15 protein-coding genes and 1 tRNA gene are annotated in these 14,363 nt (G+C 68.1%); 2 read left to right on the forward strand and 14 right to left on the reverse strand.

Going from position 1 to position 14,363, the window contains the following annotated elements; all coding sequences use genetic code 11:
* Positions 1-241, reverse strand: a 241-nt coding sequence (locus tag Q1K70_RS16475; protein ID WP_300161744.1) for an AraC family transcriptional regulator N-terminal domain-containing protein, incomplete at its 3' end; no start/stop codon positions are given.
* Positions 242-430: 189 nt separating this feature from the next.
* Here Q1K70_RS16475 and Q1K70_RS16480 point away from each other — a divergent pair.
* On the forward strand, positions 431-1,048 hold the full coding sequence (locus tag Q1K70_RS16480) for a nitroreductase family protein (protein ID WP_300161747.1): 618 nt from the start codon (positions 431-433) through the stop codon (positions 1,046-1,048).
* Between the two features lie 44 nt (positions 1,049-1,092).
* On the opposite strand, the gene Q1K70_RS16485 is transcribed toward Q1K70_RS16480, so the two are convergent.
* The 6 genes from Q1K70_RS16485 to Q1K70_RS16510 all read right to left on the reverse strand — a co-directional run bounded on the left by Q1K70_RS16485 (position 1,093) and on the right by Q1K70_RS16510 (position 6,080).
* Complete coding sequence (locus tag Q1K70_RS16485) at positions 1,093-1,518, reverse strand: TOBE domain-containing protein (RefSeq protein ID WP_300161749.1); 426 nt, start codon at positions 1,516-1,518, stop codon at positions 1,093-1,095.
* 349 nt (positions 1,519-1,867) lie between these two features.
* Complete coding sequence (locus Q1K70_RS16490) at positions 1,868-2,941, reverse strand: glycerophosphodiester phosphodiesterase (RefSeq protein WP_300161750.1); 1,074 nt, start codon at positions 2,939-2,941, stop codon at positions 1,868-1,870.
* A 95-nt stretch (positions 2,942-3,036) separates the two neighbouring features.
* Positions 3,037-3,813 (reverse strand): C4-type zinc ribbon domain-containing protein, encoded by a 777-nt coding sequence (locus Q1K70_RS16495; RefSeq protein ID WP_300161752.1) that lies wholly within the window; start codon positions 3,811-3,813, stop codon positions 3,037-3,039.
* Between the two features lie 16 nt (positions 3,814-3,829).
* On the reverse strand, positions 3,830-4,849 hold the full coding sequence (locus tag Q1K70_RS16500; RefSeq protein WP_300161754.1) for a Nif3-like dinuclear metal center hexameric protein: 1,020 nt from the start codon (positions 4,847-4,849) through the stop codon (positions 3,830-3,832).
* Positions 4,850-4,960: 111 nt separating this feature from the next.
* Positions 4,961-5,036 (reverse strand) — tRNA-Ile (locus Q1K70_RS16505).
* A 156-nt stretch (positions 5,037-5,192) separates the two neighbouring features.
* Positions 5,193-6,080 carry an NAD(P)/FAD-dependent oxidoreductase gene (locus Q1K70_RS16510; protein WP_300161757.1) on the reverse strand — a complete coding sequence of 296 codons (888 nt, stop codon included), beginning with the start codon at positions 6,078-6,080 and terminating at the stop codon, positions 5,193-5,195.
* 184 nt (positions 6,081-6,264) lie between these two features.
* On the opposite strand from Q1K70_RS16510, the gene Q1K70_RS16515 reads away from it, so the two are divergent.
* Positions 6,265-8,715, forward strand: a complete 2,451-nt coding sequence (locus Q1K70_RS16515; protein WP_300161760.1) for a PAS domain-containing hybrid sensor histidine kinase/response regulator — start codon at positions 6,265-6,267, stop codon at positions 8,713-8,715.
* A gap of 22 nt (positions 8,716-8,737) precedes the next feature.
* Here the strand turns inward: Q1K70_RS16515 and Q1K70_RS16520 are convergent, their stop codons facing one another.
* The 7 genes from Q1K70_RS16520 to Q1K70_RS16550 form a co-directional block, all read right to left on the reverse strand.
* Positions 8,738-9,760 carry a WD40 repeat domain-containing protein gene (locus tag Q1K70_RS16520; RefSeq protein WP_300161763.1) on the reverse strand — a complete coding sequence of 341 codons (1,023 nt, stop codon included), beginning with the start codon at positions 9,758-9,760 and terminating at the stop codon, positions 8,738-8,740.
* Positions 9,757-10,725: a GTP-binding protein gene (locus Q1K70_RS16525; protein ID WP_300161766.1), complete on the reverse strand. Its 969-nt coding sequence runs from the start codon at positions 10,723-10,725 to the stop codon at positions 9,757-9,759. The genes Q1K70_RS16520 and Q1K70_RS16525 overlap by 4 nt, the downstream gene beginning before the upstream one ends.
* 66 nt (positions 10,726-10,791) lie before the next feature.
* The gene (locus Q1K70_RS16530; RefSeq protein WP_300161769.1) at positions 10,792-10,995 is read right to left on the reverse strand and encodes a hypothetical protein; all 204 of its coding nucleotides are present in this window, start codon (positions 10,993-10,995) and stop codon (positions 10,792-10,794) included.
* A 263-nt stretch (positions 10,996-11,258) separates the two neighbouring features.
* Positions 11,259-11,507, reverse strand: coding sequence for a hypothetical protein (locus tag Q1K70_RS16535; RefSeq protein ID WP_300161772.1), 249 nt, complete (start codon positions 11,505-11,507; stop codon positions 11,259-11,261).
* 272 nt (positions 11,508-11,779) lie between these two features.
* Positions 11,780-12,541: an alpha/beta hydrolase gene (locus tag Q1K70_RS16540; protein ID WP_300161775.1), complete on the reverse strand. Its 762-nt coding sequence runs from the start codon at positions 12,539-12,541 to the stop codon at positions 11,780-11,782.
* Between the two features lie 196 nt (positions 12,542-12,737).
* On the reverse strand, positions 12,738-13,190 hold the full coding sequence (locus Q1K70_RS16545) for a universal stress protein (protein WP_300161777.1): 453 nt from the start codon (positions 13,188-13,190) through the stop codon (positions 12,738-12,740).
* 93 nt (positions 13,191-13,283) lie between these two features.
* Positions 13,284-14,357: an acyltransferase gene (locus Q1K70_RS16550; RefSeq protein ID WP_300161780.1), complete on the reverse strand. Its 1,074-nt coding sequence runs from the start codon at positions 14,355-14,357 to the stop codon at positions 13,284-13,286.
* Positions 14,358-14,363 lie beyond the last annotated feature (6 nt).

The following is a 14,363-nucleotide window of genomic DNA, read 5'->3' on the forward strand; positions in this document are numbered from 1 at the left end:
AAACCACCCAGTAGTGGCCGGGGTCCAGGGCGTGGACCGTCTCGCCGACCACGGCGCGCTTGCTCCCCGTGGCCAGTATGACCACCGAAGGTTCGTAGAGCGCCGGGGCCAGGGGATAGTGGCGCAGAGCCCGGGCGTAGCGCACGCCGGGCAGCGCGGAATCGGAAAAGCCGTCGCACTTCGCCTGGGCCGCGAGCAGGGTGGCTAGGCGCTGCCGGGCGCATTCGGTCGGTTGCGTCATTCGTGCCGCTCCTTTCGGTTATCCTGCCGCAAAAGCGCGTCATGCGCAGCCGAAAATCCGGTATTTCGCAGGATCAGGCAAGTCGGCGACAGAAACGGGGCTTGGTGCCGGCCCCGGGACGCGCTAGGACTTTGCGGTGTGGCGCAGGCTGCTGCACCGCCATAACCTTACCAACAAGGAGTCGCGATCATGAGCATGGGCGTCAAGGAAGCCATTGCCGCGCGCCACAGCGTGCGCGCCTTCGCCAAGAAACCGTTGACCCAAGACGAGATTCACGAACTGCTGGAAGCGGCCCGCAACGCGCCGTCGAGCCTCAACACGCAGCCGTGGCGCTTCAAGGTGGTGACGGACGCGGCGGACATCGCCTGGTTCGGCACGAGCGAAGCCTCGCGCAGGCAGGGCTGGCTGGCCGGCGCGGCGGCCGTCTTCATCTGCTGCGCGGACCTCGCCCATTACGTGAAGGATTCCCAGTCCGCGGCTTTTTTTTACCGCGACGGCAAGATCATCACGGGCGAGACCATGGACGGCATCGACGCCTACGTGGCGCGCGAGGCGGCGGCGGCCGAGCAGGCCAGGTTCGGGGCCTGCGCCATGAACACGGCCCTGGCCGAGGCCTTCATGATGCTGCGCGCCGTGGAGATGGGCCTTGGCTCCTGCTGGGTGGGCATGTTCGACGAGGCCAACATCAAGGCCCGCTTCGCCATCCCCGAGGGCATGCGCATCGTCAACATCCTGGCCGTGGGTCGCCCCGACGAGCCGGAAGTTTATCCGCGCAAGCGCAAGGCCTTGGAAGAGATAGTGTTGTGACGGACGAGGCCGGGGCGGGCGGCGTGAGTCCCGTTCCCCCGGCCTCAGTCGATGCTTAAGATGACGTTGAAGGCCTTGAAGAAGAACCAGACCTGATCGTTGACCGTGATATTGAGATTTTCCACCGACTTGGCAGTGATGAGCGCGCACATGGGCGTGCCGCCGGAAAGTTCGCCCAGGATTTCCACGGCCACGCCGTCGCCGCGCACGCCGGTGATCCGGCCGGCGAAGTTGTTGCGGGCGCTCGTGAGGAGCTTGCGGCTGTCCTTGCCGATAAGGATCTCCGGGGGCTTCACCAGCGCCGTCACGGCCAGGCCTTCGGCCAACCCCATCCCTTCGTAGCTTTCGGTGGTGATGACGGACACCAGCTCGAGGCCGTGCTGGGCGGTCATGGACACTTCCGTCAAAAGCGGCCCCTTGCGGACGCTGGCGACCCTGGAGAAAAAGACGTTTCTGGCGCTGGACTGCATGGCGTATCCGTCGCTCCTGGGACTGAAGGTGGGTGGAGGCGGGCGTCGTCGTTCCGCCCGCGAGGGCGGCGAGGTCCTGGCGGACCGCCTGCGCCTTGCTATCAAGCGATTCCGGGCTTGTCATCCCGGACACGGCGCGTCTTCATGGAGCGTGGGCGCGAACGGCGCGTGCGAAGCTGGCCTTGGAGCCGCAGCGTGGCGGCCAGCCGCGACGGGCGCAGCGCGCCGTCCACGGCCAGGGCGCCGTTGTAGTCCAGAACCAGATGCCGGGCCTTGATGGGGGCTGGCCGGGAATGGTGAACAGCGCCATATTCCTTCCCTATCGAACTGCCGCCGGGATGCGGCGGGGTCAGCGGCCCGCCTCGAAGGCCTTGCGGGCGGCCGCGGCCGTGCCGGGAAAATCCGAAAACACGCCGTCCACGCCCAGGGCGAAGAACTGCGCGTATTCCTTGGCCGGATCGCCGGCGTAGTCCGGGGCCAGGAAGCGGGATTCGTTGCGGAAGGTGTAGGGATGGACGAGCAGGCCCACGGCGTGGGCGTCGGCCACCAGGGTCGTGGCCGGGGCAAGGCTCCCGTCCGGGTTCTGGGGTACGATGAGGCGCTTGTCGGGGCCGATGCCCCGGGCGAAGCCGGCGATGGCCGCAAGCGCGGCCGGGGTCGTCAGGTCGCCGTAGGTGCGCGGGTCGCCGGCCAGGACCAGGTCGTAGGGCCGTTTGTCCGGCGACTCGTAGAGCAGGATCAGGGGAGCCCGGGTCATGCCGTGAAGTTCCTGGAGGTTTCCCGGCTCGAAAGACTGGATGAAAACCGGGGCGTCGGGCGCGTCGTAGCCGTTTTCGCGCAGGACGGTCACCAGGCGGGGTTCCAGGGGCAGGCCGATGGAGCGGAAATAGGAAGGGTGCTTGGTCTCGGGATAGAGCCCGACGACCCGGCCCGTCTCCTTTTCCTTGGCCCTGGCCAGGGCGACGATCTCGTCGAAGGTGGGGACGGCGTAGAGCCCGTCGTGGCCGTGGTCCCGGAAGGGCAGTCGCTCCCTGGCCCGCAGGGTCTTGATCTCGGCAAGGCTGAAGTCCTCGGTGAAAAAACCCGTCACGGGAACGCCGTCGATGACCTTGGTCGTCTTGCGCTCGGGAAATTTGTCCGCCACGTCCGTGGTGTCGGAAATCTCGTTTTCGTGGCGTGCGACGAGGATGCCGTCTTGGGTCGCCACGAGGTCGGGCTCGATGAAGTCCGCGCCCATGTCGATGGCAAGCGCGTAGGAGGCGAGCGTGTGTTCGGGCAGGTGGCCGCTGGCGCCGCGATGGCCGATGACGATGGGGCGGGGCGTGGGAGTTTCGGCCATGGCGGGCGCTCCCTGGGCGAGGGCGGCGCAAAGCGCCGCCAAAAGGATGCGGGCGAGGTGGGGAAGCGATGCGCGCGCGGACATGTCGCCTCCTCGGCGCGCCGTGGCAACCCCGCGGGCGAACGGGCGCGCGAAAAGCGGGACGCCGCCCCGGTCGGAGGCGGCGTCCCGCGGATTCCCTATTCGGCCGGGCTCTCGGCCGGGGTCTCGACGATCTCGGCCGCTTCCGGAGTCTCTTCCGGGGTGATGTGGTCGCGCCAGTAGATCAGTCGCTGGCAGTTGGGGCAGCTGAGGATCTGGACGCCCTTTTGCAGCTCGATGAAGGACTGGGGCGGGATGGAGATGTGGCAGCCCGAGCAGACGCCGGCGTCCACGGGCACGATGACCGGATTTTTGAGCCGCGAGCGGATGAATTCGTAGCGCTGGAGGATGGGCTTGGGCACGGCGGTGCCGGCCACGGCGCGACGGGCGTCCAGCTCGGCCAGCCGGGCCTTGGCCTCGGCGATGCGCTCGTCCAGGCTCTGGCGGGCCACGGCCAGCTCGGCGTCGAGCTCCGTGCCCTGTTCGTCGATGGACTTGAGTTCCTGGTTCTGGCGAGTGAGCTCGTCGGCCACGGTGATCTTCTCTTCCTCGCGGCCGCGGTTCTGCTTCTCCAGGTTGTCCATCTCACGCATCATGGCGTGGTATTCCTTGGTGTTGCCGACCTGCATCATCTTGCTTTTGCTTTTTTTCAGCCGCATGGAGTCGGTCTCGATCTCCGTCTCCAGGCGCTTTTGCTGGTCGTTGAGATACTTGAGCTTGTCGCGAATGATCTCGGCGCTCTCTTCGATCTCCTGGCGGCGCTTTTCGAGCTCGGTGATGCGCTGGGGAGCCCGTTTGAGTTCGTCCTGGAGGACGACGATCTCGTCGTCCACCTTCTGCAAGACCACCAGTTGCTCGATTTGTTTCAAATACATGGGGTTCTCCGCGTTGTTATTCGGTTCCACGGGCGGCAGGTCCCTGCGGAACATACGCCGAAAACGGATCGTTTCCGGGGAAAAAGCGCACGGTCGGGCCGTCCTGTCCCAGAGACTCGGCCAGCGATGCGGCGAAACGGCGCATCATGACCTCCTCCAGGCTGAAGTGGCCCACGTCGAGGATGCACCGGCCCGGCGGCACGGCCTGGGCTTGATGGTACTTGAGGTCGCCGGTGAGGAACACGTCCGCGCCGGCGGCGAAGGCGCGCCCGGCCATGTCCGCGCCGGAGCCGGGGCAGTAGGCCAGGCTGGACACGGTCTCGGGCTCCTCGCCGGCCAGGGTGAAGAAGCCGCGCGGCAACAGCGCGGCCAGCCGGCCGAGGAACGCGCCGAAGGGCAGGGGGACGGGCAGACGGCCCACCAGGCCGTAGCCATAGGCGTCGGCGGGCGCGGCCAGCTCGGTCAGGGAAAAAAGAGACGCCTCGGGGCAGGCCGCGGCGGCCAGGACCCGGGATTTGCGGCGCGGCGCGAAGACCGCTTCCACGAGTCCCGACTCCGGCGGGGCCAGGGTCACGCCCGGCAGGGCGGCCAGGGCGTCGCGCAGGGTTTCGGGCGCGGCGGCCGCGAAGCGCGCCGCCAGATGGCGCTCCTCGCCGGCCGGCTCCAGCACGCGCCGCTCGGCAAGGCCGAGCGCCTCGGCCAGCCAGGCCGGCGGCCCGCCCACGGCCGTGTCCAGGGAGGTGTGGGCGGCGTAGAGCCAGGCGCCGCGAGACAGGACCATGGCCAGGATGCGGTGGTGGTCGTCCACCCGGTCGGGTAGGCGCGGAGACAGCGTCAGGGGATGGTGGACGAGCAGGAACTGCGCTCCCCAGGCCAGGGCTTCGGACACGAAGGCAGGGGTGGGGTCAAGGGCCACGGCCAGCTTGTCGCAGGCCTCCCGCGTACCGGCGATCTGCACGCCGCTGCGGTCCCAGGAGGCTGCCCGGCCGGGAACGGCCGTTTCCTCGATTGCGGCGACGAGTTCGGTTACGCGCATGACGCCGCGGGAAAAGCGCTTGAAGCGGCCGCCGGGCCTTGCCGCGTCGCGGTCCGGGCCGCGACGGCCGTGTCTTTTTGGGGGAGGGTCTGGGTGGCCATGTATCCTTCGTGGTGGGCCTACCAGGATTCGAACCTGGGACCTGCCGGTTATGAGCCGGTGGCTCTACCAACTGAGCTATAGGCCCATGCCGTGTTCGCGAACTTGTTTTTATAAGCCGCGCCGGCGAAGGCTGTCAAGGGGACGGCCGCCGCCGGCCGGCTGCCGCGTCAAGCGGCGCGCCGTGCGTTCGAAACCGACGGTCGAATGGGCCATCGCCCCGGCAAAAACGCCGGGGCGCGCTTCACGAACCCTTGACGTGGGCGATGGCCGCCCGGCCGGCCTTGGCCCCTTCGCCCACGGCCACGCTGATCTGCATGAAACGCCCCACGCAGTCCCCGGCCGCGAACACCCCGGGCACGTTGGTCTTCTGCTCGCTGTCCGCCTCGATGAAGGCTCCGCGCGTCGTCACGCCGAGGGTCTTGGCGAAGTCCAGGGCCGAGGCCTGACCCATGGCCACGAAAAGCCCGTCCGCCGCCACCCGCCCGCCGTCCTCCAGCACGGCCTCGGTCATGGCCGGCTCGCCGGCGAGGCTGGCGATCCTGGCGGTCGAGACCGGGATGCCGGCCGCTTCGAGCTTGGCGGCGAACCCGTCGCCCATGGCCGGTTCCTTGCCCTGGGTGTATACGGCGACGTCCTTGGTGAAGTTGGTCAGCTCCAAAGCCTGGTTGGCGGCGTAGTTCCCCTCGCCCACCACCAGCACCTTGCGGCCCCGGAAGAAGAAGCCGTCGCAGCTGACGCAGTAGGAGACGCCCTTGCCCTCGTAGTCGGCGATGTTGCTGATCCCCGGCCGCACCCGGGTCACGCCCGCGGCGATGACCACGGCCTTGGCCTCGTATTCGTCCTGGTCCGTGGCCACGTGGAAGGAGCCGTCGTCGTTTATGTGCACGGCCAGGGCCCGCTGGCAGAAGATGCGCGCGCCGAAGCGCTCGGCCTGGCGCAGGCCGCGGTCGATGAGCTCCCGGCCGGAGACGGTCTCCGGGAAACCGAAGTAGTTGTCGATGTCGTAGTCGCCGGCGATTTTGGGTTCGCAGCCGACGACCACGGTGTCCATGCCTGCCCGGGCCGTGTAGATGGCGGCCGAAAGTCCGGCCGGGCCCGCGCCGATGATCAGGCATTGCGTGTGCTGCATGTGCGTCCTCCAGAGTGAAAACGGGTCGTCGAACGGCCCGGCGAAAGTGTGTTCGAACCGGAACGGCCCTGGGTTGAAGCGCCGTCGCGGAAGCCGGCTGGACGGGCCACGGCGTTGTCATCATGCCGCGGCTGGGCTAGAAGAATAAGACAGTTTCCGCGACGCGGGAAGAGGAGTGCGCGACATGGAGCGTGGAGACGGGCGCGACGGACCCCTGGCCGCCAGTGAGGCGCTTTTCCGTATGGCCTTCGAAGGAGCCAACGAAGGGCTTTGCATCGTGGATGTCGACGGGCGCTTCACGCGGGTCAACGAGGCGCTGTGCCGCTTTTTCGGCCGAACCTCCGAGCGGCTGCTGACCATGGGCATAAACGACCTGGCCCATCCCGAGGACCGGGACGTGACCCCTCGCTACCTGGCCCTGGCCCTGGCCGGCCGGCGCGAGCATTTCCGGTTTGAAAAGCGTTTCCTCCACGCCTCGGGCAAGCCCCTCTGGGGCCGGGTGTCGGCCCGCCTGGTCCGGGACGGCCAGGGCCGGCCCGTCCATTTCATCGCCCATGTCCTGGACGTGACCGGCTCCCGGCGCGCCGCCGAGGAGCGCGCCCTGCACACCCGCACCCTCGAGGCCCTGCTGCGCCTGGGCCGCCGACGCGAGGCCTCCCTGCCCGAACTGGCGGACGAGGTGGTGGCCATGGCCGCCTCCCTGACCGGCAGCCGGGCCGGGTTGTGCGCGGTCTTCAATCCCAACCGCCGGGGCATGGACCTGCTCGCCGCCGATCCCGAAGCCCTGGCCGCCTTCGGCCTTCCCCCGGACGTCGCCTCCTTCCACATGTCTTCCGTCGGCATCGACAGCGACGACTGGCCCTCGCTTCTGGCCGTGGTCGGCAACATCGCCGGTTCCGGGGGCGGGGACGCCCCGGCGGCGACGCTGCGGCGGCATCTCGTCGCGCCGGTGTCCGACGGCGCTTCCACCAGGCTTGTCCTGGTCGTGGTGGACAAGGCCGAGCCCTATGTCGACGCGGACGTGGGCCGGCTTTGCCTGCTTGGCGATGGCGTCATCGCCCACATCAACAACCACCGCCGGGAACGCGACCTGGAGCGGGCCCGCAGCCAGGCCGAGACGGCCAACCGGGCCAAGAGCGGCTTTCTGGCCAACATGAGCCACGAGATCCGCACGCCCCTTTCCGGCATCATCGGGCTCACGCAGATGGCGCTCAGCATGTCACCCCGGCCGGAGCTGCGCGAGAACCTGGAGATGATCCTGGATTCCTCGCGGTCGCTGCTCGGCATCGTCAATGACATCCTGGACTTTTCCAAGATTGAGGCCGGCAAGATGGAGTTTTCGCCGGTGGATTTCGATCTGCGCGAGACGCTCGACCGCACCATGAAGCCGTTCCACTTCTCGGCGCGGCAAAAGGGGCTGAGGCTCGCCACGCGCCTCGACCCGAAACTGCCCGACACGCTGCACGGCGACCCGGACCGCATCATGCAGGTGGTACGCAACCTCGTCGGCAACGCCCTCAAATTCACCGACAAGGGCGAAGTGGCCGTGTCCATCCGCCTGGACCGGCCCGGCGACCCCATGCGCGTGGCCTGCGCCGTGCGCGACACCGGCATCGGCATTCCGGCCGAGCGCATGCCCGACCTCTTTCAGGTTTTTTCCCAGATCGAGCAGTCGCGGTCCAAGCTCTACGGCGGCACGGGCCTGGGACTGGCCATCAGCCGTCGGCTGGTGGAGATGATGGGTGGAACCATCGGCGTCGAGAGCAAGCCGGGCAAGGGCAGCGTCTTTTCCTTCACCGTCTCCCTGCGCCCGGCCCAGGAGGCCCGGCGGGAGCCGGCCGGCCAGGATGCGGCCGCCCCGGCCGGCGGCTTCGCGGGCCTCAAGGTGCTGCTGGCCGAGGACAACCAGGTCAACCGGCTCTTCCTGCGGCATTTTCTGGTGGAAGCCGGCTGCGAGGTGCGCATCGCCGGTTCCGGGGGCGAGGCGCTGGCGCATCTGGGCGAAAGCCCCGCCGACGTGGTGCTCATGGACATCCAGATGCCGGAGATGGACGGGACCGAGGCCACCCGGCGCATCCGGGCCGGCGAGGCCGGGGAGGCGGCCTGCAAGGTGCCCATCGTGGCCTTGACCGCCTACAGCATGAAGGGCGACCGCGAGCGGTTCCTGTCCGTGGGGCTCGACGACTACGTGTCCAAGCCGGTGGACGTGGAGGAACTCTTCGCGGCCATGCGCCGGGTGCTCTCCCGCGCGGCCGAGGGAAGCCCGGCCGTGGGCCACGTCCGACGGGAAGCCATGGACATGGGGTATTACGAACAGCGCGGCAAGCGCGAGTTCGCCCTGGAGATCAGCCGGCTGTTCCTCGAGGAGAGCCCGGCCGTGGCGGCCGCCCTGGCGACGGCCGTGGCCGGGGAGGACTGGCCGGCGGCGGCCGACCAGGCCCACAGCCTGCTCGGCATGGCCGTGCCGCTGCGCGCCCGCGGGCTGGCCGAGGACGCGCGACGGCTCCAGGGTGCCGCCCTGGCCGGCGACGCCGCGGCCGTGCGCGAGATCGCCGCGGCCGTGCTGAGCGACCTGGACGACGTGCAGCGGGCCATTCGCGACATGCTCGACGCGGCGGGGAAAGCGGCCAAGTGATTTGTTTGCGGCAGGAGCGGCCCTAGCCGGTCACGTCCAGGCAGAAAGCCGCACCGCCGTCGCCGCCGCCGATAAGCCGCCGGCCGTCGGCCGACCAGGCCAGGCAGACGACGCGCCGGTTTTCCAGCACGAGCAGGGGCGCGGCCGCCTTGCGCTCGGGCATCCCCAGAAAGACCACGCCGCCGTCGAAGCCCCCGGCCACCAGCGGCAGGGCCGGATGGGCGGCCACAGCCCCGAGCAGGCCGTGCTCGAACGCGCCGAAGACCAGGGCCTCGCGCGCGGCCGGATCGACCGCGGCGTTCACAGGCCAGCCCACGAAGGCCTGTTCGCCTCCTGTCCACAGCGTGTTCCCGTCCTGGGAGAACGACAGGCAGCGCACCTTGGCCGGATATCCCTCCAGCAGATAGCCGGCGGCCTGCTCCAGGTCGTAGACGCGCACGCTCTTGTCCTGGGTGGCGCAGGCCATCTTCCCCCCGTCGGGCGAAAAGGCCAGAGTCAGGTTGGCGCCGGGGCCGTCGAAAGCGTTGCCCGGCGCGCCGGGGCGCGGCGGGGCGTAGACCGTGACCCCGTCGTAGTGGGCGGCGGCCAGGGCGCGTCCGTCGGGGGGCATGGCCAAACCGCCGACCGTGGCCGGCAGTTCGGGCAGCACGGACGGAGTCAGGCTCTCCCCGTCGAAAAGAACCACGGCCTTGCCGCGCGAGACGGCCAGCACCGCGCCGTCGCGGCCGGCCGCAGCGTGCTCGATCCACTGCCCGGGGAAGCTCGCCAGTTCCAGACTCTCGCCGTCGGGGCGGGTGAGGACGGCCTTGCCGTCGTCGCCGCCGGTGAGAAAGCCTTGGGGCGCGGCGGCCAGGCACAGGGCCGCGCCGGCGTGGACAGGGGCGCGGGTTGTTCCGCCCGAGGCGACGTCGAAAAGGGCCAGCGTGCCGTCGCCCAGGGCGAAGGCGGCCGTGCCCCCGTCCGGACTCAGGGCGCAGGCGCTGACGTAGGCGTCGAGGGAGGCGGTGACAAGGCCCGGCAACTGGGGGTCCGGCGAAAAGCTCATGCGTTCCCTTCCTTGGCCGCGCAGGCGGCGAGTCCTTTTTCCAGAGCCTGCCGGTCGAGGCCCCGGCCGATGAACACGGCCCGGCTGGTGCGCGCCTCGTCAGGCTTAAACGGCGCGCCCCAGGCGGTTTCGAGGTACATGTGCACGCCCTGGAAAATGAAGCGCTGCGTGGTTCCGGCCACGGCCATGATGCCCTTGCAGCGGTAGATGTCCTGGCCGCGCTCGCGAAGGAGGCCAGAGAGGAACTCGCCGAGCTTTTCCGGGTCCAGCGGCGCGTCGATAGCCAGGCTCACGCTTGCAATGCCGTGGTCGTGCTCGTGGGCCTGGCCGGCAAGGGCGGGATGGCCGAAGAGCAGCCGGCCGATGTCGAAGGCCTTGCGGTCCAGCAGCTTGTCGATGGGCACATCGCAGCGCACGGCGCGCACGATCTCGGCCGTGTCGTTGAGGCGTCGTATCGTGGCCTCGATCCCGGCCAGTTCGTCGGCGTCCACGAGGTCGGTCTTGTTGAGGACGACCAGGTCGGCGTAGACCGCCTGTTCCAGGGCTTGCCGGTTTTCCGCCACGTGGCGGGGGAAGTGGACCGCGTCCACCACGGTGGTCACCGAATCCAGGGCAAAGGCCTCGCCGGTGTCCTCGTCCATGGCGAAGGTCTGGATGATGGCCGCCGGATCGGCCAGGCCGGTGGTCTCGAGCAGCACGCCGTCGAAGGCCCCAAGGCGCCTGGCCAGGCCGCCGAGCACGCGGATGAGGTCCCCGCGCACCGAGCAGCAAACGCAGCCGTTGTTCATCAGGTGGATCTCCTCGTCCGAGGAGACGATCAGTTCGTTGTCGATGCCGATTTCGCCGAACTCGTTGACGATGACGGCGAATCTGCGGCCGTGGTTCTCGGACAGGACGCGGTTGAGCAGGGTTGTCTTGCCGGCGCCGAGAAAGCCGGTGAGGACGGTGACGGGAATGGACGGCATGGGAAACCCCCGAAGTCGAAGTCGGCCCCGGGGGTACCATCAAACCGGGCAAAGGGCCAGGGGAGGCTATTGCCTGGGGGCGAAGGCCTCCTCGAAATCGATCCACTCCCGGCCGCGTTCCAGGGCGCGCTCCTCGGTGTTGCCGGCCGTGCCCAGATGGGACACGCGCCCTGACGGGTCGCGGATGTCGACGCTGAAGGAGGCGCAGTAGTCGCCCCCGGGGGTGAGTTCGATATGAAAGCCCTTGTAGCTGCTGGTCAGATGTTGCATGGCGTCCTCCTGCGTGTCGTACGCCCAGACTCTCTCTTCTCTTTTGAGAAGGATAATCATTGTCCTGCCATTCGCAACCTGGAAAGCGCCTGAGGCTCCGAGAGCCGTACTCCCAGCCGCATTGTCAAAATTGGAAAAAGAGCGCCGCCCCGTGGAGAGGTGGGGCGGCGCCTGATCCACGTCGGGAGAGGGGTGCCGGCGCGGACCAAATGCGGTCGAGCCGGGGACGCGATCGGCGGTCGGCCTCCGGCTGACGGGCGTGGCTAGTCTTCCACCTTGCCGATGGTAGTCACGCAGCAGATCTTGTCCCAGGCGTAGTAGGTGTTGCGCGTCTCTTCGCCGACCTTGACGGTGACGCGCACGAATTCGTCGCCGAGAAACAAGGTGGCCCCTTCGAAGACGTTCCCGTCGTTGACCTGTATTTTCACGCCCTTGCGCAGTTTGCGCGACAGGGTGCCATGCACCGGGGACGAGGCGTATTCAAAGACTTTTTCCAGGGTCTGCTTTTCCATGCTGGCTCCTCTTTCACAAAATGGGTAAAATTCGACACCGGTACCACTTAACGCTTCTGGGGCAAAAAGCAACGACAAAAATAATGCCTCGAAGAGATGGAATTATTGTAATGTTAAAAATTAATAATTACATGTAGTTGAATCAGTGCTTTTGCCGCATTGAAAACAAGGGCGAAACGTGATTTCGGGGCGGTGCGCATCGGCCGTCGCGGTGGCGAGGCAACGCCAATTGTGTAAGGAGGGTAGAGGCAGCGCAGGCAGACGGGCCGCAGTCAGACCTTGACCGGGGCGTCGTCGGCGCCCAAGGCGGCGGCCAGGGCCCGAAAGAAGGGCTCCCGGGCCTGCCGCTCGCGCCAGGGCGTGTGGCCGCAGCGCGGCAGCACGAGGCAGCGCAGTCCCGGCAGGCCGGACAGGGGCTCGCGCACGCCGGCCACGGGATGGGGATCGTGGTCGCCGTGCAAGACGATGACAGGGCAGCGCAGGGAGCGCGCCCGGCGCAGGAGTTCGCCGCTGCGGCGCAGGGCCGCGGCCTCGGGCCAGACGGCGGCGAAGATCGCGGCCTGGGCGTTTGTGGGCGGCATGGCGTCCGCGTTCTCGTCGCCCGGGGGCAGGGGATCGTAGGCGTCCGCCCGGGCGAAAAGTGCGCCGAGCCTGGCCAGGCCGGCGTCGTCCAGGGCTTCGGCGCGGGCGAGCAGCCCATGGGCTTCCAGGCGCTCCCCGGCAGGAAGGCGGTCCAGGCGGGTTTGCGTCATGCCTGCGGCGTAGCGTTCTTCGAAGGGGCCGCTCCCGACCAGGACCAGCCTGTTCACCAGATCGGGATGGCGCGCCGCAGTAAGCACGGCCAGCCAGGCTCCCCAGGAGTGGCCCACGCAGGCTACCGGCGGGGAGGCGGCCCGGCGCAGGCAGTCGGCCAGCTCCGCGATCTGGCCTTCCACCGAAAGGGCGGTCTGCAGCGGCTCCAGCACGCCGCCGCGCCTCGAGAGGACCCGGGCCACGGGGGCCATTTCGCCGGCGGCTCCGGGACCGCCGTGCACGACCGCGATCCGGTACGGGGCGGCGCCGTGTCGCCTGTGGCTATATCCCATTAAAATAATTATTAAAACATGGTAAAGTCAAAAAAGCATGCACATTTCCGAGGACGCGACTCCGGGTTTCCCGCGAGCCGGTCCGCCATGGCGATGGCCGGCCCCGATCCGGCGGCCGCAGCCGCCGGATCGGCCAGGGGCGGGGCTATTCGTCCTTGCCTTCCGGGCGCATGGACAGCACCGGGGCCTTGGCGGTCTTGATGACCTTCTCGGCCACGGAGCCGAACAGGATCTTGTCGATGCCCTTGCGGCCGTGGGTGCCGAGCACGATGAGGTCCGCCCCCACCTCCTCGGCCACGCTCACGATCTCCTCGGCCGCGTAGCCCGAGACCACCCGGCTTTCCACAGGCACGCCCGGGAAGTATTCCTTGATGAACGATTCCATGGTGTCCGTGGCGCCGCTGACGATGCCGGTCACGAAATCGTCGATGTAGCTGGCCTGGACGTGGAACTCCACATACTGGGTCAGGGACGGGGCCACGTACAGGGCCACGATCCGCGCGCCGCACAGCTCGGCCAGGGTTCTGGCGTAATCGGCCACCTTGGGGCTGACTTCGGAGAAATCCAGGGCGCACACGATGGTCTTGATCTGGACCATGACCTTAGCTCCTCGATGGGGTTGCGGGATGTCGACCCGGACACCCTAGCACGCGCCCGCGGGAAGCGGAAGATGCTTTTTCATGGCGGCCTGTTAGCGGCCGCGCAGCACGCGCTTTTGCCGGTAGCGCTCGATGGGGTCGGCCACCAGCCGGTTGAGCGCCAGGCAAAAGAGGATGGTGGCGGCCAGGGCGACCACGGGCAGGTGCTTTTTGCCCAGGAAGTACTCGGCCACCATGATGACGGTCCAGTGGGAGATGTAGATGGGGTAGGACAGCTCGCCCAGCGCCCGGTCGAAACGCATCTTCTTCGTGAGCAGGAAAAGAAACGGGATGCAGGCCATGGTGGCGGCGTAGAGGTAGAACTCCTTGCCCTTGGCCCCGGGCAGGCACTGGTAGCCGACGATGCCGGCCAGGTAGAGCGCGGCCACGGCCCACTGCGTGCGCCGGGGGACGCGGACGGCCCGCAGCCGGGCGTAGAGCCGGTAGGACAGGATGCCGCACAGGAAAAAGCCGCATTCGACCGGAAAGAAGCGCTGCTTCCAGGGGTCGAAGGGGAAGTCCTCGATGTAGACGAAGGACCGCAGCAGCAGGCTCGCGGCGACGCAGCCGACCAGAAAAGCGTTGGAGCGGCGCACGAGCCACGGCGCGAGCAGGTAGAAGACCAGCTCCAGGGAGATGGTCCAGGCCTGCGGAATGAGCAGGAAGAACCAGGCCGGCGTGGCCCGGTGCAGGGCGTCCCAGGCGAAGGACAGGGTTCCGGTCGCTGGGTCGAGGTGGGTGAAGAAAAGGACGTCCTGGCCGAGGATGGTCAGGTTGGCCCCGGCCAATAGCGCCGCCGTGCCCGGGGAGAGCGCCGGCAGCCAGGTCTGCCAGGGGCCGAGCAAAAGCGCCGTGTGCAGGCCGAACTTGAAGGCCAGGGACACGGCCAGGGAGAGGAAGAGCACCACCCAGTAGACCGGAAAGAGGCGCAGGAAGCGGTTGGTGTAGAAAAGCCGGCACCGTCCCGGTCCGGTGTACTTCTCGGACAGGATGAGGGCCATGTAGAAGCCCGAGATGATGAAGAAGACCTTGATCGCCATGTAGGCGTCGGTGAAGACGAGGCCGAAAAGGGGGCCGGTGTGGTTGATGACCACGGTCACGGCCAGAAGGAAGCGTACAAGACCCATAACGTC

The organism is Solidesulfovibrio sp., assembly GCF_029978005.1.
Classification (GTDB): domain Bacteria; phylum Desulfobacterota; class Desulfovibrionia; order Desulfovibrionales; family Desulfovibrionaceae; genus Solidesulfovibrio.